Genomic DNA, 22179 nt, shown 5'->3' on the forward strand with positions numbered 1-22179 from the left:
CTTAGACCTTTTCCGCGACGCGTTCGCCCAGCAGACCTGAGGGGCGTACCAGCAGGATGGCGATCAGCAGCGTAAACGTGATGGCATCCTGCCAGGAGCTGGAGATATAGCCGGCTGCGAAGGCATTGAACAGACCCAGGACCAGGCCGCCCAACATGGCGCCGGGGATATTGCCGATCCCGCCGATGATGGCGGCGATAAAGGCATTCAGGCCGTAGGACCAGCCCATGGTGAAGAAGGTCTGGCGGTAGTAGAGGCCGATGAACAGGCCGCCGATTGCGCCCAGAACCGGCCCGATGATGAACACCATGGCGATGACGCGATTGACGTTGATGCCCATCAGGCGAGCGGCATCCTGGTCAATGGCGGTGGCGCGGATCGCGGTGCCCAGACGGGTGTGATGCACGAAAGAATACAGACCGGCCATCAGCAGGAAGGCGCAGATGATGATCAGCAGCTGTACGAAACTGAGATACGCGCCGCCGATCTGCCAGGTGATATTGGGCAGCAGGTTGCTGGGAAATACTTGTACGTTGGGGGACCAGATCAGCATGATGCCGTTTTCGATCAGCATGGATGCGCCCAGAGCGGAGACCACGGCCGACAGGCGGTGCGCCTTGCGCAGCGGCTTGTAGGCGAATTGGTCGAGCAGTGTGCCGGCGATGCCGACAACGATCATGGCGATCAGGAACGCCAGAATCAGTAATACGGGTGTGGACAGGCCGCCGAAGGCGCCTGATGTCAGGGTGGTCAGGCCGATGAAGGCACCCAGGATGCACAAGTCGCCGTGGGCGAAGTTGATCATCTTCAGCACCCCGTAGACCATCGTATAGCCCAGGGCGATCAGGGCGTAAATGCCCCCGACCGTAACCCCGTTGATGAATTGCTGGAGGATAAAGTCCATCGGTCGGTTTCCGTGGTGGTTTGCGAGGCGCCGTGGCGAAAGATCTGCCAGTCCTGCGTGAAAACTGCGGTCCCCGCACCAGGTGGCGCGGGGGGCAGAGAAAGACGCGACGCCGGCGGCAAGGCCGGTCCGGCGTCAGGTTCCAGAGACCTTATTTGTCTGCCGGATAGATGGTCTTGTAGCCGCCGGTCGCCAGGACCTCGAAGGCGGACATCGGGCTGCCGATGCGTTCGCCCTTGTCGTCCCAGGTGAAGGGGCCGGTCAGACCTGCGAAGGGCTGCTTCATATTGTGCAGCCAGGGGATGAGCTTGGCGGTGTCCGTGCTCTTGGTGTCTACGATCGCAGCCAGCACGGCGCGGAAGCCGTCCGCATTGGTAAAGGTGTAGATGCTGGGAGGCGGCGCGCCAAAGGCCTTGATGTAGTCGGCCAGGAACTGCTTGGCTTCCGGATAGGGCAGGTTTTCCGGCGCAGGCACGTTGACGATCACGGCCCCAGCGGCGGCGTCGCCGGCGATCTTGGCGAAGTTTTCGTTCTGGTTGGCGTCACCGCCCACGAACACGGCTTCCATGCCCAATTGCTTCATCTGAGCGCGGATCAGGCCGCCATCGGTGTAGTAGCCCGAGAAGAACAGCACGTCCGGGTTCTGGGCCTTCAGTTTCGTCAGCACGGCGCTGTAGTCCTGCGTGCCGGCGTTGATGAAGTCTTCCCCGACGATATTGCCGCCTTCTTTCTTGATGGCGTCCGTGGTGGCTTTGGCCAGGCCCGTGGCGTAGCTGGAGTGATCGCTCAGGACAGCGATGCGCTTGTACTGCTTGACCTTGACGAAGTAATTAGCGACGAATTCGGCTTCATCGCTGTTGGGCGGTGCATTGCGGAAGAAGGTTTTCCAGCCCTTTTGCGTCAGCTCGTCGCTGGTGCCGTCGGACGTCTGGATGACATTGGCGGCGGAATAGATCGGAGCGGCAGCCAGGGCGGCGCCGCTGGTGTAGGTGCCGATCACGGCGACGACGCCGTCATTGACCAGTTTGCGACCGCAAATGGCGGCCTGAGCGGCTTTGCCTTCGTCGTCGCAGACGACGACTTCGATCTGGCGGCCCAGCACGCCACCGGCTTCGTTATGCTGCTTGGCGATCAGTCGGACGCCGTTTTCGATGCCCTGGCCTTCGGCCGCGTATTCGCCGGTAATGGGGGCCTGCACACCGATCTTGATGGGGCCGTCAGCCGCCACTGCCGTACCCACGCCCATCAGGGCCAAGGAAACTGCCGCCGAAAGCGTGGAAAGTTTTGTCAGCCTGCTCATGTCTGGATTCTCCTTTGCATGGACCCGGATGGAACCATATATTCGTAATATATTAATAGCGCGCTTCTGACACCATGAGGGTATTCCCGATGGCAAGGCGCACCTGCTGCAGGGAAGCGGAAAGCCGGGGTGCGGTTCGGATGCGTTTCCGGCTTGGTTCGACTGGCTTGATCAGGCAGGTTGCTCTAAAGGTGCAACCTGTTGAGGACAGCAGAACCGTTCTGAAGTTTAACTATCGCTGCTGTCAGGTACAACCAGGGGTTTTACTAATAGGAGAGGCTTGAGTCAGACAGGTGCAAGCAAGGGCCATGGCGGCCCTGACAGGCGGTTCAGAGCTGTCCAGTACTGCCGAAGCCGCCCGCGCCGCGCTCGGTTTCGGTATCGAAGGTGTCCGTCAGGCGCAATCCGACCTGCACGACAGGCTGAAACAGCAGTTGGGCAATGCGCTCGCCCGGCTGGATCGTATAGGTTTGATCGCTGTCGTTGGTCAGCAGGACTTTGATCTCGCCATGGTAGTCGGCGTCGATGACGCCGATGCCTTGCGCCACGCGAATACCGTGTTTCAAGGACAGCCCCGAGCGAGAGGCGACGATAGCGACCAGGCCGGGGTCCATCATGTTCAGCGCCAGGCCGGTGGGAACCGGCAGGCGGGCGCCTGGCAGCAGCGCCTGCGGTGCGTCCAGGCAGGCGCGCAGGTCCATGGCGGCCGATCCGTTGGTGGCGTAATCCGGCAGGGGAATGGCGTCCGTGCCCAGCAGCGGGTTGACGATGCGGGCCTGGATGAGTCGTCGATGCATGGTGAAATCCAAGGGAAAAAAGGGAGCGGCAGATTGGCGCTGGCGCGGGGCGAGCGGCAGCCTACCGTGCGGCGGAAGGCAGGCGTGGCGCAAGCCATGCCAGCAGTTGGCGGGCGGCCTGGAGTTTGGGCTGTCGGGGCAGCGGGTGGGCGCCGTCGTCGTCGAAAAGGATCAGTTCGGTATCGGTGGCGTCCATGGCCTGTTGCGCCAGATTGCCGACGATGACGGGAATGCCTTTGCGTTGGCGTTTGGCCTGGGCGTGCTCGTGCAGATGATCGGTCTCGGCGGCAAAACCGACGCACCAGGGGCCGTTGGGCAATGCGGCGACATCCGCCAGGATGTCGGGGTTCTGCACGAAGTCCAGGACAGGCGCTTGCTTGTCGGCTTGTTTTTTCAGTTTGGTGGCCGAGGGGTTGGCAATGCCCCAGTCGGCGACGGCGGCGACAGCGATGAACAGGTCTGCTTCGTGAGCGCATTCCAGCACGGCGGCGTGCATGTCGCGCGCCTGGGTCACGTCGATACGCCTGACGCCGTCAGGGCAGGGCAGCGCCGTGGGGCCGGAGATCAAGGTGACGCGGGCGCCGGCTTCGGCAGCGGCTCGCGCCAGGGCATAGCCCATCCGCCCGGATGATCGGTTGGTCAGTACGCGCACCGGGTCGATGGTTTCGCTGGTGGGACCTGCCGTCAGCAGGACGCGCCGGCCGGCCAGGATCTTGGGCTGGAAAAATGCGATCACGGCGCGCAGGATCTGGTCCGGCTCCATCATGCGGCCCGATCCGCTTTCCCCGCAGGCCTGGCTGCCCTCAGCCGGACCGATCAGGGTAATGCCGTCGGCCTGCAGCTGGGCGGCGTTGCGTTGGGTGGCCGGATGCGTCCACATCTCGTGGTTCATGGCAGGCGCGAGCAGCAGCGGAACCGAACCCCGGGCCACGCATAGCGTTGCCAGCAGGTCGTCGGCCAGGCCATGGGCCAGTTTTGCCATGAAGTCGGTGCTGGCCGGCACGATCAGCACCGCATCGGCGCCGCGCGTCAGATTGATGTGGGCCATGCGGTTGTCCATGCGGCTGTCCCACTGATCAAGCCAGACGGGACGTCCGGACAAGGCTTGCATCGTGGCCGGCGTGATGAAGCCGGTGGCGGCCTGGGTCATGACCACGTCCACTGTCGCGCCTTCATCCTGCAGGCGGCGCAGCAGTTCAGCGGATTTGTAGCAGGCGATCCCGCCTGTCAGCCCCAGGATGATGCGTTTGCCTGATAGGTCGGGCATGGCGGTTCCCCTATGATCGATGGGCGCGGCGGCTGCGCAGGATTTCGTCCAGGATCAGCAGCACGGCGCCGCAGGTGATGGCGATGTCGGCCACATTGAAGGCCGGGAAATACCAATCGCGCCAGTAGAACAACAGAAAATCCACGACATGTCCATGCATCAGGCGGTCCAGGGCGTTGCCCAGGGCCCCGCCCAGGATGCAGGCCAGGGCGGCGCATAGCAGGCGCTGGCCGCTGTGCGTGTAGAGCCAGCGCACGATCAGGACGGCGACCACCAGGGCGATGCCGGTGAAGATCCAGCGCTGGTATCCGTCGCCGTCGGCCAGAAAGCTGAAGGCCGCGCCGGTATTGAACAGCAGCGTCAGGTCGAAGATCGGCAAGACAGGGATGCGTTCGGCGTAGACCAGCGTATCCGATACCCAGGTCTTGGTGGCCTGATCCAGCAAGATGAGCAGGGCGGCCGCCAGCAGCCAGCCCGCCAGCGAGCGCAGCCGGTGCGCCGCCGCCGGACTCGCTGCAGGCGCTGTCAGGGCGGACGGGATGACCGGCCCCACCTCGCGGCGGGGGGAGGGCGGTGTGGGCGGCGTGTCAGGCATGGCGGCGGGTTTCGCCTTGGCCGAACAGATTGTCCACGCAGCGTCCGCACAGTTCCGGATGCTGGTCGTCGTGGCCGACGTCGGCGCGGTGGTGCCAGCAGCGCCCGCATTTGTCGTGGCCCGTGGCCTGCACCTGGATCGTCAGGGCGCCGTCGCCGGCATGCACGTCGGCGCGGGACACCAGCATCACGAAGCGCAGGTCGTCGCCCAGGCTTTGCAGCAGGGCCAGATCGTCGCCGCTGGCGCGGTAGTCGATTTCCGCCGCCAGAGAGGAACCGATTTCCCCTCGGGTGCGCACGGCTTCGATTTCGCGCATGGTGTCGGCGCGAATGACGCGCAGGCGGGTCCAGCGGGCAGCCAACTGGTCGGCGTCCGGCAGCGCCGGCACGTCGTGGAATCGTTCGGTGAAGATGGTGGGAGATGCGGGATTGCCGCCTAGATCGACCCAGGCCTCTTCCACCGTGAACGACAGGATCGGCGCCAGCAGCTTCAGCAGCGCGTGCGTGATGTGGTGCAGGGCGGTTTGTGCCGCTCGGCGGGCCGTGCTGTCCTTGCCGGTGGTGTACAGGCGGTCTTTCAGAATATCCAGATAGAAGGCGCCCAGGTCTTCGGAACAGAAGATCTGCAGCCGGGCGACCGCTGTGTGGAATTCGTAGCGTTCGTAGGCGGCCAGGACTTCGGCCTGCATGGCGGCGGTCATCTGCAGCGCGTAGCGGTCGATTTCCAGCAGGGCTTCCGGGGCGACGGCATCTGTGGCGGGGTTGAAGTCCGCCAGGTTGCCCAGCAGGAATTTCAGGGTGTTGCGGATGCGCCGGTAGGATTCGACGACCCGGTCCAGGATCTGTTTGGAGATCGACAGCTCGCCCGAATAGTCGGTCGATGCCGTCCACAGCCGTAGAATTTCTGCGCCCAGGGAATTGGAAATTTCCTGGGGATAGACGACGTTGCCGACGGACTTGCTCATTTTCTTGCCCTGGCCGTCGACGACGAAGCCATGCGTCAAGAGCGCCTTGTAGGGCGGACGGCCGTAGAGCATGCAGCCGGTCAGCAAAGAAGAATGGAACCAGCCCCGATGTTGGTCGGAGCCTTCCAGGTACAGGTCGGCCGGCCAGGCCAGCTGTTGAGCGTGAGATCCCTTCAGGCTGTGGTCCTGGCCGCCCAGTACGGTGGCGTGCGTGGTGCCGGAATCAAACCAGACATCCAGGGTGTCGCGGTTCTTTTCATAGAGATCGGCCTCGTCGCCCAGCAGATCGCGCGAGTCCAGCGTCTGCCAGGCTTCGATGCCCTCGCGTTCGACGCGGTCGGCGACCTGATCCAGCAGTTCCGGGGTGCGCGGATGCAGGGCGCCGGTTTCTTTATGCACAAAAAAGGCCATGGGCACCCCCCACTGGCGCTGGCGTGACAGCGTCCAGTCAGGGCGGTTGGCGATCATGGCGTGCAGGCGGGCGCGGCCCCAGGCCGGGTAGAAAGCTGTGTCGTCTATGCCTTTCAGGGCCATGTCGCGCAGGGTCGGGCCCTCGGCCGGCGGCACGTCCATTCCGGCGAACCATTGGCTGGTGGCGCGATAGATGATGGGTGTCTTGTGGCGCCAGCAATGCATGTAGCTGTGCGCGTGCGCTTCGGTGTGCAGCAGGCTGCCGGCCTCGCGCAGGGCATCTACGATGGTCGGATTGGCTTTCCAGATCAGTTCGCCGCCAAAGAGCGGCAGGCTGTCGGCGTAGTGCCCGTTGCCCAGGACGGGATTGAGCATGTCCGCATCGGTCAGGCCGTGGGCCTTGCAGGAAATGAAGTCTTCCACCCCGTAGGCGGGGGCGGAGTGCACGACGCCTGTGCCGGAATCCAGGGTGACATAATCGCCCAGATAGACGGGAGACAGGCGGCGGTAGCCTGGGTCCGCTTCATAGAGCGGGTGGCGGAAGCTCAGGCCGGCCAGCGTCTGGCCGGGCGCGCGGGCGATGATGTCGCCTTGCAGGCCCCAGCGTTGCAGGCAGGATTGCACCAGTTCACTGGCCACCAGCAGCAGCGGTCCGGTGGCGCGGGGTTCGCTCAGGCGCACCAGTGCGTATTCGTGATCCGGGTGGATGTTGAGCGCCTGATTGGCGGGAATGGTCCAGGGGGTGGTGGTCCAGATGACGATGGCGCCGGCATCGACTTCCCCCGTCAGGCCAAAGGCGCGAGCCACTGCCGCCCGGTCGTCAAAGGCAAAGGCGACGTCGACGGAAGGATCTTTGCGGTCGGCATATTCGACCTCGGCTTCGGCCAGAGCCGAACCGCAGTCGAAGCACCAGTTCACGGGCTTCAGGCCGCGAAAGACGAAGCCTTTTTCCATGATGCGAGCCAGCGCCCGCAGTTCGTCCGCCTCGTTGTGCGGGTTCATGGTCAGGTAGGGGTTGTCCCATTCGGCCAGCACGCCCAGGCGCTTGAAGTCGGTGCGCTGACGTTCGATCTGTTCGGCGGCGTAGGCGCGGGCCTTGGATTGGACTTCGGCTACCGGCAGGTGCTTGCCGTATTTCTTTTCGATCTGGATTTCGATCGGCATGCCATGGCAGTCCCAGCCAGGCACGTATTGAGCGTCAAAACCTGCCATGTCGCGGCTTTTGACGATGATGTCCTTGAGGATCTTGTTGACCGCGTGGCCGATATGGATGTCGCCGTTGGCATACGGCGGCCCATCGTGCAGAATGAATTTCGGCCGTCCCTGGGCGGCCTCCCGGATGACTGCATAAATCTTTTTTTTCCTCCCAGGCAGCGATCCAGCCCGGCTCGCGTTTGGCCAGGTTGCCCCGCATGGGGAAGGGGGATTCGGGCAGATTCAGGGTGTCTCTATAGTCCATGGGAGGCGAAATAGTCGCGAGCGCCTTGCACGTCCTGGCGGATGGCGGCGATCAGGGTGGTTAAGTCGGGGAAGGATTCCTCGTCGCGCAGAAACTCGAGAAATTCAACACATACCAGTTTACCGTAGGCGTTTACCTGCTGATCAAGGAGGTGGGTTTCCAGCAGCAGGGGGCCGTCGCGGGTCACGGTGGGGCGTACGCCCAGGCTGGCGACCCCCGGCAAGGGGCTGTCCAGCAGGCCGTGCACCCGCACGATATAGATGCCGGACCGCGCGGCGCAGGGGGCGGGGACGCGCAGATTCAGGGTGGGAAAGCCCAGGTCGCGGCCCAGTTTCTGGCCGTGGATGACATGGCCGCTGATGCGAAAAGGGCCGCCCAGCAGCTGGCTGCTGTGAGCCAGATTGCCGACAGCCAGCGCGGTGCGCAGGGCGGAACTGGAAATGCGTTGTCCGTGGCTGTCGTTGATATCGGCGATGGCGTCTACCGTAAAGCCATATTCCCGGCCCATGCGACGCAGCAGATCGATGTCGCCGCTGCGCTTGTGGCCATAGCGAAAGTCCTCGCCCACCAGCAGCCAGCGGGTGTTCAGGCCCTGCACCAACAATTGGCGGATGAAATCTTGCGCGCTCATGTCGGCCAGATGCCGGTCGAAGCGCTGGATGACGATCTGGCGCATGCCCTGGGCCGCCAGCATGGCGACCTTGTCGCGCAGGCTGCTGATCTGGGTGGGGATGAGTTCCAGCCGGCCCCCCTGGCGGGCGAAAAAGGCGCGCGGATGGGGGGCGAAGGTCATGACCGTGGGTTCCAGCCCTTGCGTGTGCGCCTGGCTGCGCACCTGCGCCAGGATGGCCTGGTGCCCCCGGTGCACCCCGTCGAAGTTGCCGATGGTCAGGGCGCTGGGGGCGGTGGTGTCGCGCCGGGGCAGCGCACGGTAGAGGCGAGGAACGGGTTTCACGTCAGAGAGTTTACAATTTCACGTTTGGCTTTGATTTTATGTCGGAGAGCACGCGCATGGAGCATACCCCCGAACGGCCGCTACGGGTGGCCATCCTGATTTCGGGCCGGGGCTCGAACATGCAGGCGCTGGTGCGGGCCATTGCCGCCGAACGCCTGCCGGTGCAGGTCTGCACCGTGCTGTCCAATCGGGCCGATGCGGCAGGGTTGGATTGGGCGCGCGCGCAGGGCCTGCCGGCTGAGTCCCTGTCGCATCGGGATTACGACAGCCGCGACGCCTTTGATGCGGCCTTGTTGGCCCGCCTGGACGCCTTGGCGCCCGATGTGATTTTGCTGGCGGGTTTCATGCGGGTGCTGGGCAGCGATTTCGTGCGTCATTTCGATGGCCGCATCATCAATATCCATCCGTCTCTTTTACCGGCTTTCCCAGGTTTGCATACGCACCAGCAGGCGCTGGCTCAGGGGGTGCAGTGGCATGGCTGCACGGTGCACTTCGTCACGCCTGTGCTCGATCACGGCCCCATCATCGCCCAGGGGGCCATCCCCGTACTGGGCGGCGATACCCCTGACGATCTGGCGGCCCGGCTCTTGCCGGTAGAACATCAGATCTACGTGCAGGTGCTGCGCTGGCTGGCACAGGGCCGGGTCAGCCTGTACGACGATGGGCGCGTCGAGGTGTCGGATGCGCCGCACCGCGCCTGGGCAGGCGCCACCATATTCCATTTACAGGATTGCCATGAGCACGAATGAATCACGGGATCGATCCCGCAAACGCCCTGCCGATGGCCGTCCCAGACGCGCCGATGATCGGCGGGAAACGGACGCAGGGCGCGAGCGCGCTGCAAAACGCCCCTCGGGCGATCGCCCCGCACGGTCGGCCGCCGGTCGGTCCGGCGCGGGTCAGGCGCAGGCGCCAGCGCGGCCCTACGTCATGGCTGCCGCCCGCATCGAGCAGGTCCGCCAGGTGCTGGGCGAAGCTCTTCAGTGGCAATATCCGGCCGATGCCGTGTTGTCGCACTGGTTTCGCGGACATGCGCAGGTCGGTCAGCGGGATCGGGGCGAGATCGCCGAAGCCGTCTTCGATGTGCTGCGGCATTTGCGCCGCTACCGGCAGTTCGCCGAAAGCGGACAGGGGTCGGCGACCCGCAGACTGGCGGTGCTGGGCCTGGCGTCGGTCTGGCCGCGCAGCACCCTGGATACGGGCCTGGACGAGCATGAACGCACCTGGCTGGACTATGTGCAGGCCTTTTCGGTGGACAGTCTGCCCCTCGGGGTGCGTTACAGCATGCCGGATTGGCTCGAGGCTCGCCTGATCGGCCTGCCGGATGCAGAATCCCTGTTGCAGGCTTTGAATCAGACGGCCCCGCTGGATCTGCGCGCCAATCCGCTAAAGACCGACCGAGACGCCGTTTTGGCCGCCTGGGCGCAGGGTCCCGAGGCCCGCTGGGCGGCGCGGCCTACGCCGTATTCGCCTTGGGGCATCCGCATTCAGGGGCGCCCGCCGGTGAACCGCTGGACAGCGTTCGAGCGCGGCGAAATCGAGGTCCAGGACGAGGGCAGCCAGCTGCTGGCCGCGCTGGTCGCCCCCAAACGCGGGGAAATGGTCATCGATTACTGTGCGGGGGCGGGTGGCAAGACGCTGCTGCTGGGGGCGTTGATGCGCTCCACCGGGCGGCTGTACGCCTTTGATGTGTCGGCAGCCCGCCTGGCGCGGGCCAAGCCGCGCTTTGCCCGCAGCGGCCTGTCCAATATCGTGCCGGTGGCGATTGCCGAGCGCCATGACCAGCGGGTCAAACGTTTGCGCGGCAAGGCTCATCGCGTGCTGGTGGATGCGCCTTGCAGCGGCTTGGGCACCTTGCGGCGCAATCCCGATCTGAAGTGGCGCCAGCATCCGGAATCCCTGGAGCAGCTGTGCGCCACGCAGGCTGCCATTTTGCGGGATGCCGCGGCATGCGTGCGTCCGGGCGGGCGGCTGGTGTATGCCAGCTGCAGCCTGCTGCCGGAAGAAAACGAGTTGCAGGTTCAGGCCTTTCTGGCGGAACACCCGGAATTCACGCTGCTGGACGCGGGCGCGGTTCTGGCCGACCGGGGCATCGCGCTGACGTTTGACGGGCCCATGCTGCATCTGCGCCCGGATGTGCATGGCACGGATGGTTTTTTTGCCGCTGTGATGCAGCGTCGCCAGGCTGAAGCACCGGAACCCAAGGCGCCGCGCGCTGCGGAAGCGCCGGCTGACAAGGACCCGCTGGCCGATGACCCGGCCGCCGAGGCGCCGGACCAGGCTTGATGGCTGGCCGCGCCGGGATGGCGCGGCCCCTTTCTTTCCGTGCCGGCCATCGTGGTCTACACTGAAAGCATCCCCTCTATCTATCGAGCCTCATGAACACTTGGCTATCCTTTCTGCAGGGCGGCGTCCTGCAGCTGGGCCCTTGGGCTCTGCTGGCCGTGACTCTGATTCTGACCCACATCACCATTGCGGCCGTCACCCTGTATCTGCATCGCAGCCAGGCGCATCGGGGGGTGGACCTGCATCCGGTGATCGCGCATTTTTTCCGTTTCTGGCTGTGGCTGACGACCGGCATGATCACGCGGGAATGGGTGGCCATTCACCGCAAGCACCACGCCAAATGCGAACGGGACGGCGACCCCCATTCGCCCGCCGTGTTCGGCTTGGCACAGGTGTTTTTCCGCGGGGCCGAACTGTACCGCGACGAGGCGCAAAACTCGGAAACGCTGCAGCGCTACGGCCACGGGACACCAGACGATTGGGTGGAACGGCAGGTCTACGGACGGCACAATCTGCTGGGCATCTTCATCATGCTGGCGGTGGATCTGGCCTTGTTCGGCGTCATCGGCCTGACCATCTGGGCCGTGCAGATGGCCTGGATTCCATTCTGGGCCGCCGGTGTGGTCAATGGTTTGGGCCATGCCTGGGGCTATCGTAATTTCGCCTGCCCCGACGACAGCACCAATGTGTCTCCCTGGGGCATCCTGATCGGCGGCGAAGAACTGCACAATAATCATCACGCCTACGGCACCTCGGCCAAATTTTCATCCAAATGGTATGAATTCGACCTGGGTTGGGCCTATATCCGAGTGCTGCAGGTGCTGGGCCTGGCACAGGTGCGCCGCGTGGCGCCGCGCCTGCAGTGGCAGCCAGACGGGCCGGTAGCTATCGAATCCCTCAGTCAGGATCAACTGCAGGGCATCATCGCTCACCGCTACGACGTCCTGGCCCGCTATTCCCGCATGGTCAAAGCCTCTGTGGGGCACGAGCTCAAGGCCCTGAAGGTACGCCGCTGTCTGGCTGAACGCCGGCTGCTGCGGCGCTGCCGCAAGTGGCTGGTGCGCGATCCGCAGGCGCTGGCGCCCCTCGAGCAAGCCCAGGTAGCGCATGTGCTATCCATGACGCCGGCCTTGTCCACCTTGCTGCAGATGCGCCGCGAACTGACTGCTCTGTGGGAATCCTCCAGCGCCAGCAGCGATCAGCTGCTGGCGGATCTACGGGCCTGGTGCCAGCGGGCTCAGGCCAGCGGCATCGACGGCCTGGAACAATTCGCGTATCGACTACGCTCTTATGCTGCATGATTGAAGGTCTGAACGAACAACAACGCGCTGCTGTCACCCTGCCGGCGCAGCATGCCCTGGTCCTGGCGGGCGCGGGCAGCGGCAAGACCCGGGTGCTGACGACGCGTATGGCCTGGCTGATCCAGACCGGGCAGGTCGGTCCTTTCGGTCTGCTGGCGGTCACATTCACCAATAAGGCCGCCCGCGAAATGCTGTCGCGCCTGTCGGCTCTGCTGCCCATCAATACGCGCGGCATGTGGGTGGGCACTTTTCACGGCCTGTGCAATCGCCTGTTGCGGGCGCATTTTCGCGAAGCCGGCCTGCCGCAGACCTTTCAGATCCTGGACAGCGCCGATCAACTGTCGGCTATCAAGCGCATGTTGAAGGCCAACGGGGTGGACGACGAACGCTTCCCGCCGCGCGACGTGCAGCGCATGATCAATAGCGCCAAGGAAGACGGCCTGCGCCCCAAAGACCTGGACGTGCGCGACAGTCATGCGCGGCGGCTGGCCGACTTGTACCAGCGTTATCAGGATCAGTGCGAACGCGAAGGCGTGGTGGATTTCGGCGAATTGCTGCTGCGAGCGTATGAATTGCTGCAGCGCGAGGCTCCGATCCGGGAACATTACCAGCGCCGTTTTCAGCATGTGCTGGTCGATGAATTCCAGGATACGAACGTGCTGCAGTATCGCTGGCTGATGCTGCTGGCCGGCAATCATTCGCCGGTATTTGCCGTCGGCGACGATGATCAGTCGATTTATGCCTTTCGGGGCGCCAATGTCGGCAATATGGCCGATTTCGAACAGCGCCATGCCCATGGCAATGTCATCCGTCTGGAACAGAACTATCGTTCGCAAGGCCATATCCTGGATGCCGCCAATGCCCTGATTGCGCACAATACCAAGCGCCTGGGCAAAAACCTGTGGACCGAGGCGGGCGAGGGCGAGCCTCTGCGGGTCGTCGAGCAGGCATCCGATCAGATGGAGGCCCAGTGGCTGGTGGACGACATCCGGGCGCTGTTGCGCGAAGGCCGGCCTGCTCACCAGATCGCCATTCTGTATCGCAGCAATGCGCAATCGCGACCTATCGAACATGCCCTGTTTTCGGCCCGTGTGCCGTATCGGGTCTATGGCGGCCAGCGGTTTTTCGAACGCCAGGAAATCAAGCATGTCCTGGCCTATCTGCGCCTGATCGACAATCCGCACGACGATACATCCTGGATGCGGGTGGTGAATTTTCCGGCACGCGGCATCGGCGCGCGTACGCTGGAACAGTTATCGGATGCCGCTGGACAATATGGCGTCAGCCTGGCCGGCGCGCTGGCCTATGTCAGCGGCAAGGGCGGCGCCAATCTGGCCCGTTTTGCGACGATGATCCGGGATATGGCGGCATCCGCGCAGTCTCTGGATCTGCCTGAATTGATCGGCCAGGTGGTGCATGACAGCGGCCTGGAAGCCCACTATCAAGCCGACCGCGAAGGCCAGGAACGGCTGGAAAACCTGCAGGAACTCGTCAATGCCGCTGCCGCTTTCGTGGCGGAAGCCGGCTTGCAGGGGCTGGTAGCGGGCAGGATTCCGGAATCCGCTGCGGCCTTTCCGCCGGACGCCCTGGATGTGGGTGACGGCATCGCACCTCCTGCCGTCATGTCGCCGCTGGGCGCTTTTCTCAGTCACGCCTCGCTGGAGGCCGGCGACAATCAGGCCCAGGCGGGCGAGGACGCCGTACAGCTGATGACCGTGCATGCGGCCAAGGGGCTGGAATTCGACGCCGTCTTCATCACTGGCCTGGAGGAAGGCCTGTTTCCGCACGAGAACAGCTTGCTGGATGCCGGCGGTCTGGAAGAAGAACGCCGCCTGATGTACGTGGCGATTACCCGGGCGCGCGAACGGCTGACCCTGACTCTGGCGCAAAGCCGCATGCTGCATGGCCAGACGCGCTATGCGCTGCGCTCGCGCTTTCTGGATGAAATCCCGGAACAGGATTTGAAGTGGATCACGCCGCGTCAGCGCGCCGCCGTCCCGGAACAGCAGCCCGCCTGGCGCGGCGCTTTCCGCCGGGGCATGGGAGGCTGGCAAGGCGAGGGCGGCAGCAATTTCGCGCCGCGCGTGCCGCGCACCCGGACGCCGGACGTTACTGTCGGCGATCAGTGTTTCCGTATTGGCGCTGCCGTGCGCCATGGGCGCTTTGGCGAAGGCACTATCGTGGCGTTAAGCGGCAGCGGCGCCGAAGCCCAGGCCCGCATCGAATTTCATGATGTAGGGACCAAGACTCTGGCGCTGGGTGTGGCGAAGCTGGATATCCTGGGGTAGCACGTGCTGTCGGTCAGCGCCCCCGCCCCCAGCGGCGGTGCAGGCGCTGGGCGGTGGCGTCCAGCGCGAAACCCAGCGCACCGATCAGCACGATGACGGCCATCAGTTCCGAATAAGCCAGACGGTCGCGGGTGTCCAGAATGAAATAGCCCAGTCCGGAACTGACGCCCAACATCTCGCAAGGCACCAGAATGATCCAGACGATGCCGATGGCCAGGCGCAGGCCTGTCAGGATGTGGCCCAGAGAACCGGGGATCACGATCTTCCACAGGATCTCAGCGCGGGTAGCGCTCAGGCTGCGGGCCAGCATCAGCCAGCGGGCGTCCAGCTGCCGGACGCCGGCGCTGGTGTTCAGGATGATGGGCCAGACGGCGGCAAAGCTGAGCAGAAAATAGATCGGCGCGTCGCCCACGCCGAACAGCATCACGGCGATCGGCATCCAGGATAGGGGCGAAACCATGCGCAGGAACTGAAAAGCCCCGCTGGTGGCGGATTCCAGGCGCTTGGACAGGCCGATGGCCAACCCCAGGGGGATGCCGAACACCAGCGCCCAGAACAGACCTACCGCCACCCGCCGCAGGCTGACCAGAGTGTGCATGGTCAACTGATTGTCCGCGATCAGGTGCGCCAGGCTGGGCAGCGCCTGAGCGGGGGCGAACAGGCGCGCCATGGCCAAATCCTGGCCCAGCAGACCGATGCCGGCAGCCCATAACAGCAGCAGCGTCAGCAGGCCGCCCAGGCTGAGCAGCAGGCGCTGACGGGACGACAGGACGGATGGGCGGGAGTTCATCAGCTGACCTCGAAGGTTTCTGTGCGGGTGTAGCCGCCTTCGATGCCGAACGCCGCCAGACCGCCTTGCGCTTCGATGGCCTTGCGCACGTAGCGGTCGTCCACCAGGTCGCGGGCGACATGGGCGGGGTCCAGGTTTTTCAGAAAGGCGTTCTCGCCCAGCACGTAGGTGTCTTTCAGCAGCGACACCAGTTTTTCCGTATAGCTGGGATAGGGGTAGGGACGGAAATCGATGCGCAGCTCGTTCCAGTCGGTGTGACGGATGGCGCCGGTCTTGGCATAGGCGGCATCGCGCTCGGGCGACGCCAGCAGCACGCGCGCCAGGGTGGACGGTTCGTGCGGCGTATAGGCGGCCGGGTTGTTGCGGGCCAGAATCTGGACCGTATCTTCGCGGTGGTCGCGCACCCAGGCCTGGGCCTGGACGATGGCGTTGACGACTTTTTGCGACCATTCCGGGCGTTCTTGCAGATCGCGCTCGTGCATGGTGACAACGCAGCAGGCGTGATTGCGCCAGACGTCGCCGGTAAAGCGCCAGACCTTGCCCACGCCCAGTTCTTCCGCCTTGGCATTGAAGGGCTCCGCCACGATGTAGCCGGAAATCCGCTTGCTGCCCAAGGCTGGCAGCATGTCGCCCGGCGACATCACCACCAGCTTCACCTGCTGCTTGGTGGGTTCGCCGTCGTTGATGAATTCCAGGCCGGCCTGGCGCAGGATCGCCTGCAGCACGATGTTGTGCACCGAATACCAGAAGGGGATCGCCACTGTGGTGCCGCCCAGGTCTTCCAGCTTGTTGACGGTCGGCAGAACAGTCAGGCAGGAACCTTCCGTGTGGTTCCAGGCCACGACCTTGGCGGGCGACTGGCTGCCGTAGCGCGACCAGATGGTCATGGGCATCAGCAGGTGCACCACATTGACCTGGCCGCTTAGAAAGGCTTCGACGATCTGCGACCAGCTGCGAAAGCGGCGTGGCGCCTCGACCTGCAGGCCTTGTTTTTCGAACAGACCGTTGTGGTGGGCGACCAGTAGGGGCGTGGCGTCCGTGATGGGCAAGTAGCCGATCCGCACCGGTGCGTCGGGCTCCGCTGCGTGGGCCAGCCGGCCGGCCTGCAGCAAAGGCAATGCGCCGGCGGCGGTGAACATGGCCGACAGTTTCAGGAACTGGCGGCGGCGGGCCAAGGTGCTGTCGGCGGCGCCGCAGCAGGTATCGATGGGTGTGAAACGGCTCATTAGGATCTCGGTAAGCGGGCGGTGCGCAGCGTTTGCAGAATATCCACGCGCAGGGTGGTCAGGTCGGAGGTGGTTTCGTCCCGAGGGTGCGGCTGGGTGACGGACCAGTGGCCGATCAGTCGGCCGGGTTGGCCGCCGATCAGCAGGATGCGGTCGGCCAACAGCAGGGCTTCGTCGATGTCGTGCGTTACCAGCACAGCCGCAGCCTGGTGCTGGGAAGTGATTTGCAACAGCAGGGATTGCATTTCATGCCGCGTGACTTCGTCCAGGGCGCTGAAGGGTTCGTCCAGCAGCAGAATTTCCGGGGCGCGGGCCAGGGTGCGGGCCAGTGATGTCCGCTGGGCCATGCCGCCCGACAGTTCATCGGGATAGCGGGTGCGGGCGGATTGCAGGCCGACCTCATGGATGGCCTGGTGTACGCGCTGCTTGCGCGTGGCGATATCCAGGTGCGGCTGGTGATGGAAGTCCAGGCCGAAAGCGACGTTTTCTTCCAGCGTCAGCCAGGGCAGCAGGCTGGGGTCCTGGAATACCAGCCCCAGCGCCGGGTTGGGGCCATTCAGCGGCCGGCCCTTGATGCGGATGTCGCCGGCCTGGGCGGCTTGCAGGCCGGCCAGCACGCGCAGCAGCGATGATTTGCCCACGCCGCTGGGCCCCAGCAGAGCGATGATTTCGCCGGGCTGCAGTTCCAGGGAGAAATCAGCCAGCACGGTCGTGGCAGCCTGACGTCCGCTGGATGCATAACCCAGGGAAATATCCTGAACGCTCAGCACGCTGGCGTGTTCCGAGGCAGTGCAGTGTGAGGAAAGCGTCTGGGCGGATGCGTTCATGTCAGGCTGCCTGGCGCTGTTCCAGCGTGTGGATTTCTTTGCGCAGGTGCTTCAGGGCAGGGGTGACGATGGCGACGAACAGGGCCTCGCGCAGCCGGCGCTGGGTGGGGCTGCTCATCAGGTAGCCGGCAGCGCCTGCATGCAGGGCGGCAGACTGGGTGGCCCGCAGGCTCAGTTCGGATCCCAGCGCGCGGGCGCGCAGGATGTTGAGCAGCGGGGCGTCCTGTCCCTGACGAGCCAGGGCATGTGTCTGATCCAGCAGTTGCTGCAGGTCTTGTCCCAGATCGCCTTCCTGATCGTCCAGGTAGCAGTTCACATGCTGCAGCCGCTGGTTGGTGGCGTGGATGGTATCCAGGCTGGCCTGCACCAGGCCCGCGCCCATGCCGATCTGCATCAGCAGAAAACCGGGCTTGAAGCCTTGCACATAGGCGTCGAACCGTTCCGGGCCGGACAGCACGTCCTGGGCCGGCACGAAAACGTCTTTGAGGCGGACGCCATAGGTGCCGCTGCCCTCCAGCCCCGCAAAGGTCGGGCAGGCGCGCAGCGTCAAGCCATCGGCGCCGGGCGGGACGGCGAACATGACGTAGCCGCCTTCATCCAGGGCGGCTGCCACGATCAGCAGGTGATCCGGTCCCAGGTTCGAGACCCAGGGCAAGGCGCCGCTGATGCGGTAGCCATCACCTTCGCGGTGGCCGCGCAGGTTGATGCGTTCGATGCCGGCCAAGTGTTTGACCGCGTTGGACATGCCGGTACCCGCCAGCAGGCGGCCGCTGGTCACTGCGTTCAAGTAGCGGTCCTTGACGGCCGGGTTGTCGCTGCGATGCAGGTACCAGGCGCAGGTGGCCTGGCACCAGGCCAGAAAAGCAGTCGATCCGCAGGTGCGGGCGACTTGGGCGATGATGTCGATCTGAGCCGGCAGATCCCGACCCAGGCCGCCGGCCTCGGTCGGCAGGGCGGCGCCAAAGCCGCCCAGGCCGCCCAGGGCCCGCATGAAGTCGCCGGGGTAGCGCCCTTGATCGATGGCTTCGACCTGGGGAGCCAGCGCGTCGTGAATCAGCTGGCCAATGCTGTCGCCCTCTGCGGCAGGCGATGTGGCGTATGTCATGGTGTGTCCCTGAGGCTCAGGCGTAGGCCTGGAGTTCCGGATTGATGGGGGTGCGGGCCAGGTTGTTGGCGTAGTTGCACAGGGTGGCCAGGCTGACGCCCAGCACCACATCCAGCGCCTGCGCGTCGGTGTATCCGGCTGCACGCAAGTCGGCCAGGGCATCATCGCCGACCTGGCCGCGGTGTTCCAGCACCTGCAGGGTGAATTGCGCCAGGGCGTTGAGTTTGGGGTCGGACAGGGCTTGGGTGCCGCGCAGGGCATCGACGAGTTCCTGTGGCAGTTGCAGTTTCTTGGCAGCGATCTTGGTATGCCCGGCGACGCAGAAGCCGCAGCCGTTATAGGTGGCCGCTGTGATCTGGACGACTTCCCGTTCGGTCGGGGTCAGGCTGTTGCGCCCGTTGATGGCGCCGACGACTTGATAGGTTTCCAGGGCCGTGGGGGCGTTGGCCAGCACGCCCAGCAGGTTGGGCAGAAAGCCGCTGGCCTTTTCAGCGGTGCGCAGGCGTTCCTGGGCTTCGGCGGGGGCGGATTCGACGGACTGGATGGGAAGACGGCTCATGACGATGGAATGGACAAGGTTTAGACCTGTTCATTCTATGGAGCCGACCTCTCATAGCGAACGACTATAAGAGAATTAAATTATTCAGATTTGGAATATAGAGGGTGTTGTTTGTTCGTTGTTGGGAGAGCTCATCGCTGCGGCCAGGGGCTTGCGGGCGCCGGTCGCAATTTAGCGGCTGCGCCGGGGACGTAGGGGTGGGCTCCAACAGCGCCCGCAAGCCCCTGGCCGCAGCGATTGACGAGCCATGTGGCAATCCGGCTGCGGAGGAGAGGGTTGCGGTAGTGCCTTGGCGCACGAGATCCGCATGGCAGGGCGTGGCCGTTGGAGTCGATCAGAGCGCCTCGATGGCCGCTTGGACGTCCAGCCATTCTTCCTCTGCAGTCTGCAAGGTCTTGGCGAGCTCGCCGTGTTCGGCCAGCAGGCCGGGGCGGTCGTCTTTGTGCGCGTCGGTGTAGAAGGCGGGATCGGCGATCAGGGTGTCCAGTTCGGCCAGTCGGGTTTGGGCGCGGGCCATGGCGTCCTCGATTTTTTTCAAGCGGGTTTCCAGCGGTTTGCGCTGGGCAGCCAGCTGTTGGCGGGCCTGGGCTTCCTCGCGTCGCTGGGCCTTGCGGTCTTTTTCCGAGGCGGCGATAGCGCGATTTTCCTGGTTTTTCCGCGTTTGGCGCTGCTGCAGCCAGTCGCGGTAGTCTTCCAGGTCGCCGTCGAAAGGCTGGATCTGGCCGTCGGCTACGATCCAGAAAGTGTCGACGGTGGTGCGCAGCAGGTGCCGATCATGCGAGACCAGCAGTACGCTGCCGGGGAATTCCGCCAGCGCGCGCGCCAGGGCCTCGCGTGTATCCACGTCCAGGTGGTTGCTGGGTTCGTCCAGCAGCAGCAGATTGGGTTTGCGCCAGACGATCAGGGCCAGGGCCAGGCGGGCTTTCTCGCCGCCGGAAAAGGGGGCGACGGGCTGGTTGACCATGTCGCCGCCAAACCCGAAGCGGCCCAGCATATTGCGCAGTTCCTGTTCGCGGGTATTGGGGGCGATGCGGGCGAAATGCTGCAGGGGACTGGATTCCGGGTCCAGCACGTCCAGCTGCTGTTGGGCGAAATAGCCGATTTCCAGGCCTTTGGCGGGCTGGGTCTGCCCCGCCAGCGGGGCCAGTTCCTGGGCCAGCGTCTTGACCAGCGTGCTTTTACCGGCGCCGTTGACGCCCAGGATGCCGATGCGGCTGCCGCCGCGCACCATCAGGCTGATGTCTTTCAGAATGACGCGGGGCTCGCCGCCGGCAGGGTCTGCATATCCCAGGATGGCATCATCCAGGCGCAGCAAGACGTCGGGGGTCTGGAGCGGGTCGGGCAGGCGGATGTCGATGCCGGATTCCACCGACAGCGGGGCCAGCGTCTGCATGCGGGCCATGGCCTTGACCCGGCTCTGGGCCTGCTTGGCTTTGGATGCCTTGGCCTTGAAGCGGTCGATGAAGGACTGCAGGTGGGCGGTTTCGCGCGCCTGTTTCTGGCGGGCCAGCTGGTTTTGCCGCAACCGCTCGGCGCGTTGTTCCAGAAAGTCCTCATAGCCGCCTTTGTACCGGACCAGCTTGTCGTGTTCGAAATGCAGGATGGTGCGGGCGACCGCATCCAGGAATTCCGTGTCGTGCGATATCAATAGGACGGTGCCCGGGTAGCTGGTCAGCCAGCGCTCCAGCCACAGCATGGCGTCCAGATCCAGGTGGTTGGTCGGTTCGTCCAGCAGCAGCAGGTCGGATGGCGCCATCAAGGCGCGGGCCAGCGCGATGCGCATCTGCCAGCCGCCGGAAAAGCTGGCGACAGGGCGCGACCACTCATCCGGGGCGAAACCCAGGCCGGCCAGCAGTTGTTCGGCGCGGGACGGGGCGCTCCAGGCATCGGCCTCGATCAGTTCGGCTTCCAGCTCGGCAATCTGCTGGCCTTGATCGAGGCTCAGCGCCGCCCGCTGAGCTTGCAGGCTGCGCAGGTGGCGATCGCCATCGATGACGAATTCGCTGGCGGCGCGGTCCGTGTCGTGCAGGATCTGCTCGACGCTGGCCAGCCGCCAGGCGGCGGGCATGTCCAGCGATCCTGCATCCGGGTCGAGGTGGCCTTGCAGCAGGGCGAACAGCGACGACTTGCCGGCGCCGTTCTTGCCGACGAAACCGACCCGCTCACCAGGGTGTACGACGAACTCGGCGTCTTCCAGTAGAACCTTGACGCCGCGCCGCAGGGTCAGGCCGCTGGCGCGGATCACGCTGTCAGCTGCGCGCGGCGCAGCAGCAGGATCTGATCGCTGGCGGTTTCCGTGCTCAGCCAGACGGGGTCCAGCGTCGGAAAGGCCGCCTGAAAATGCGTTTGCTCGTGACCGATTTCCAGCACCAGCAAGCCATCGTCCGTCAATCGGTCGGCTGCGCCAGCCAGGATGCGGCGCACCAGGTCCATGCCGTCATTGCCGCCGGCCAGTGCCAGCCGCGGCTCGTGCCGGTATTCGGGCGGCAGCGCAGTCATGGCCTGGCTGTTGACGTAAGGCGGGTTGCAGAGGATCAGGTCATAGCGGCGCCCGGCAGGAATCTGCGTGAGCAGGTCGCTGCGCAAGGCATGGACGCGATCCTGCAGGCCGTGCAGGGCGATGTTGGATTGGGTGACGGCCAGTGCGTCGGCCGACAGATCGACGGCATCGACCTGGGCGGCATCAAAGGCCAGAGCCGCCAGGATCGCCAGGCAGCCCGATCCGGTGCACAGGTCCAGCACCTGGGCGATCGCATCCGGGTCTTCGACCCAGGGAGCCAACTGTTCGGCCAGCAGTTCAGCGATGGGGGATCGCGGCACGATGACGCGCTCGTCCACCAGAAAGCGCTCGCCCTGCAGCCAGGCTTCGCCCGTCAGATAGGCAGCGGGTTTGCGGCTGTTGACCCGTTCATGGATCAGATCGACACAGCGCTGGCGCTCGCGTTCCAGCAGTCGCGCGTCCAAAAAGGGTTCCAGCGTATCCAGAGGCAGGTGCAGGGCGTGCAGCAGCAGATAGACGGCCTCGTCCCAGGCATTGTCGCTGCCGTGGCCAAAGACCAGATTGGCGCCCTGAAAACGGGTCACGGCCCAGCGCAGCAGATCGCGCAGGGTCAGCAGTTCGGTATGGGGAGAGGCCATGTGAGGT

Annotated in this window: 17 protein-coding genes and 1 pseudogene; 4 read left to right on the forward strand and 14 right to left on the reverse strand. The window is 64.6% G+C overall.

Annotated elements, in window-relative coordinates:
• Nucleotide 1: 1 nt before the first annotated feature.
• The 7 genes and pseudogenes from VDP79_RS09415 to VDP79_RS09445 form a co-directional block, all read right to left on the reverse strand.
• Nucleotides 2-904 carry a branched-chain amino acid ABC transporter permease gene (locus VDP79_RS09415; RefSeq protein ID WP_323017952.1) on the reverse strand — a complete coding sequence of 301 codons (903 nt, stop codon included), beginning with the start codon at nucleotides 902-904 and terminating at the stop codon, nucleotides 2-4.
• A 151-nt stretch (nucleotides 905-1055) separates the two neighbouring features.
• Nucleotides 1056-2204 carry a branched-chain amino acid ABC transporter substrate-binding protein gene (locus VDP79_RS09420; RefSeq protein ID WP_323017953.1) on the reverse strand — a complete coding sequence of 383 codons (1149 nt, stop codon included), beginning with the start codon at nucleotides 2202-2204 and terminating at the stop codon, nucleotides 1056-1058.
• A gap of 329 nt (nucleotides 2205-2533) precedes the next feature.
• The gene (gene dut, locus VDP79_RS09425; protein WP_323017954.1) at nucleotides 2534-3001 is read right to left on the reverse strand and encodes a dUTP diphosphatase; all 468 of its coding nucleotides are present in this window, start codon (nucleotides 2999-3001) and stop codon (nucleotides 2534-2536) included.
• 61 nt (nucleotides 3002-3062) lie between these two features.
• The gene (coaBC, locus tag VDP79_RS09430) at nucleotides 3063-4268 is read right to left on the reverse strand and encodes a bifunctional phosphopantothenoylcysteine decarboxylase/phosphopantothenate--cysteine ligase CoaBC (RefSeq protein ID WP_323017955.1); all 1206 of its coding nucleotides are present in this window, start codon (nucleotides 4266-4268) and stop codon (nucleotides 3063-3065) included.
• 10 nt (nucleotides 4269-4278) lie between these two features.
• Nucleotides 4279-4863, reverse strand: coding sequence for a signal peptidase II (gene lspA / locus VDP79_RS09435; RefSeq protein WP_323017956.1), 585 nt, complete (start codon nucleotides 4861-4863; stop codon nucleotides 4279-4281).
• Nucleotides 4856-7697: pseudogene (gene ileS, locus VDP79_RS09440) on the reverse strand (isoleucine--tRNA ligase). Before ileS ends, lspA begins: the two are co-directional and overlap by 8 nt.
• Nucleotides 7687-8652 (reverse strand): bifunctional riboflavin kinase/FAD synthetase, encoded by a 966-nt coding sequence (locus VDP79_RS09445; RefSeq protein ID WP_323017957.1) that lies wholly within the window; start codon nucleotides 8650-8652, stop codon nucleotides 7687-7689. The pseudogene ileS and the gene VDP79_RS09445 overlap by 11 nt, the downstream one beginning before the upstream one ends.
• A gap of 56 nt (nucleotides 8653-8708) precedes the next feature.
• Here VDP79_RS09445 and purN point away from each other — a divergent pair, with 56 nt between their 5' ends.
• The 4 genes from purN to VDP79_RS09465 all read left to right on the forward strand — a co-directional run bounded on the left by purN (nucleotide 8709) and on the right by VDP79_RS09465 (nucleotide 14527).
• Nucleotides 8709-9401 (forward strand): phosphoribosylglycinamide formyltransferase, encoded by a 693-nt coding sequence (purN, locus tag VDP79_RS09450; protein WP_323017958.1) that lies wholly within the window; start codon nucleotides 8709-8711, stop codon nucleotides 9399-9401.
• Nucleotides 9402-9615: 214 nt separating this feature from the next.
• The gene (locus VDP79_RS09455) at nucleotides 9616-10938 is read left to right on the forward strand and encodes an RsmB/NOP family class I SAM-dependent RNA methyltransferase (RefSeq protein WP_323018082.1); all 1323 of its coding nucleotides are present in this window, start codon (nucleotides 9616-9618) and stop codon (nucleotides 10936-10938) included.
• Between the two features lie 92 nt (nucleotides 10939-11030).
• Nucleotides 11031-12239: a fatty acid desaturase gene (locus tag VDP79_RS09460; protein WP_323017959.1), complete on the forward strand. Its 1209-nt coding sequence runs from the start codon at nucleotides 11031-11033 to the stop codon at nucleotides 12237-12239.
• Nucleotides 12236-14527: a UvrD-helicase domain-containing protein gene (locus VDP79_RS09465; RefSeq protein WP_323017960.1), complete on the forward strand. Its 2292-nt coding sequence runs from the start codon at nucleotides 12236-12238 to the stop codon at nucleotides 14525-14527. Before VDP79_RS09460 ends, VDP79_RS09465 begins: the two co-directional genes overlap by 4 nt.
• A gap of 13 nt (nucleotides 14528-14540) precedes the next feature.
• On the opposite strand, the gene VDP79_RS09470 is transcribed toward VDP79_RS09465, so the two are convergent.
• From VDP79_RS09470 to prmB, 7 genes are all read right to left on the reverse strand, one after another.
• Nucleotides 14541-15317 (reverse strand): ABC transporter permease, encoded by a 777-nt coding sequence (locus tag VDP79_RS09470; RefSeq protein WP_323017961.1) that lies wholly within the window; start codon nucleotides 15315-15317, stop codon nucleotides 14541-14543.
• Entirely contained in the window at nucleotides 15317-16543 is a 1227-nt protein-coding gene (locus VDP79_RS09475) for an ABC transporter substrate-binding protein (RefSeq protein ID WP_323017962.1), read from the reverse strand. Before VDP79_RS09475 ends, VDP79_RS09470 begins: the two co-directional genes overlap by 1 nt.
• Complete coding sequence (locus VDP79_RS09480; protein WP_323017963.1) at nucleotides 16543-17370, reverse strand: ABC transporter ATP-binding protein; 828 nt, start codon at nucleotides 17368-17370, stop codon at nucleotides 16543-16545. Before VDP79_RS09480 ends, VDP79_RS09475 begins: the two co-directional genes overlap by 1 nt.
• Before the next feature lies 1 nt (nucleotide 17371).
• Nucleotides 17372-18475, reverse strand: coding sequence for an acyl-CoA dehydrogenase family protein (locus VDP79_RS09485; protein ID WP_323017964.1), 1104 nt, complete (start codon nucleotides 18473-18475; stop codon nucleotides 17372-17374).
• A gap of 16 nt (nucleotides 18476-18491) precedes the next feature.
• Nucleotides 18492-19034 carry a carboxymuconolactone decarboxylase family protein gene (locus VDP79_RS09490; RefSeq protein ID WP_323017965.1) on the reverse strand — a complete coding sequence of 181 codons (543 nt, stop codon included), beginning with the start codon at nucleotides 19032-19034 and terminating at the stop codon, nucleotides 18492-18494.
• Nucleotides 19035-19368: 334 nt separating this feature from the next.
• A complete protein-coding gene (locus VDP79_RS09495; RefSeq protein WP_323017966.1) occupies nucleotides 19369-21279 on the reverse strand; it encodes an ABC-F family ATP-binding cassette domain-containing protein in 1911 nt (636 codons plus the stop codon).
• Nucleotides 21276-22172 carry a 50S ribosomal protein L3 N(5)-glutamine methyltransferase gene (prmB, locus tag VDP79_RS09500; protein ID WP_323017967.1) on the reverse strand — a complete coding sequence of 299 codons (897 nt, stop codon included), beginning with the start codon at nucleotides 22170-22172 and terminating at the stop codon, nucleotides 21276-21278. The genes VDP79_RS09495 and prmB overlap by 4 nt, the downstream gene beginning before the upstream one ends.
• Nucleotides 22173-22179: the final 7 nt, after the last annotated feature.

It is taken from the genome of Castellaniella sp., from assembly GCF_034675905.1.
GTDB lineage: Bacteria > Pseudomonadota > Gammaproteobacteria > Burkholderiales > Burkholderiaceae_B > Castellaniella.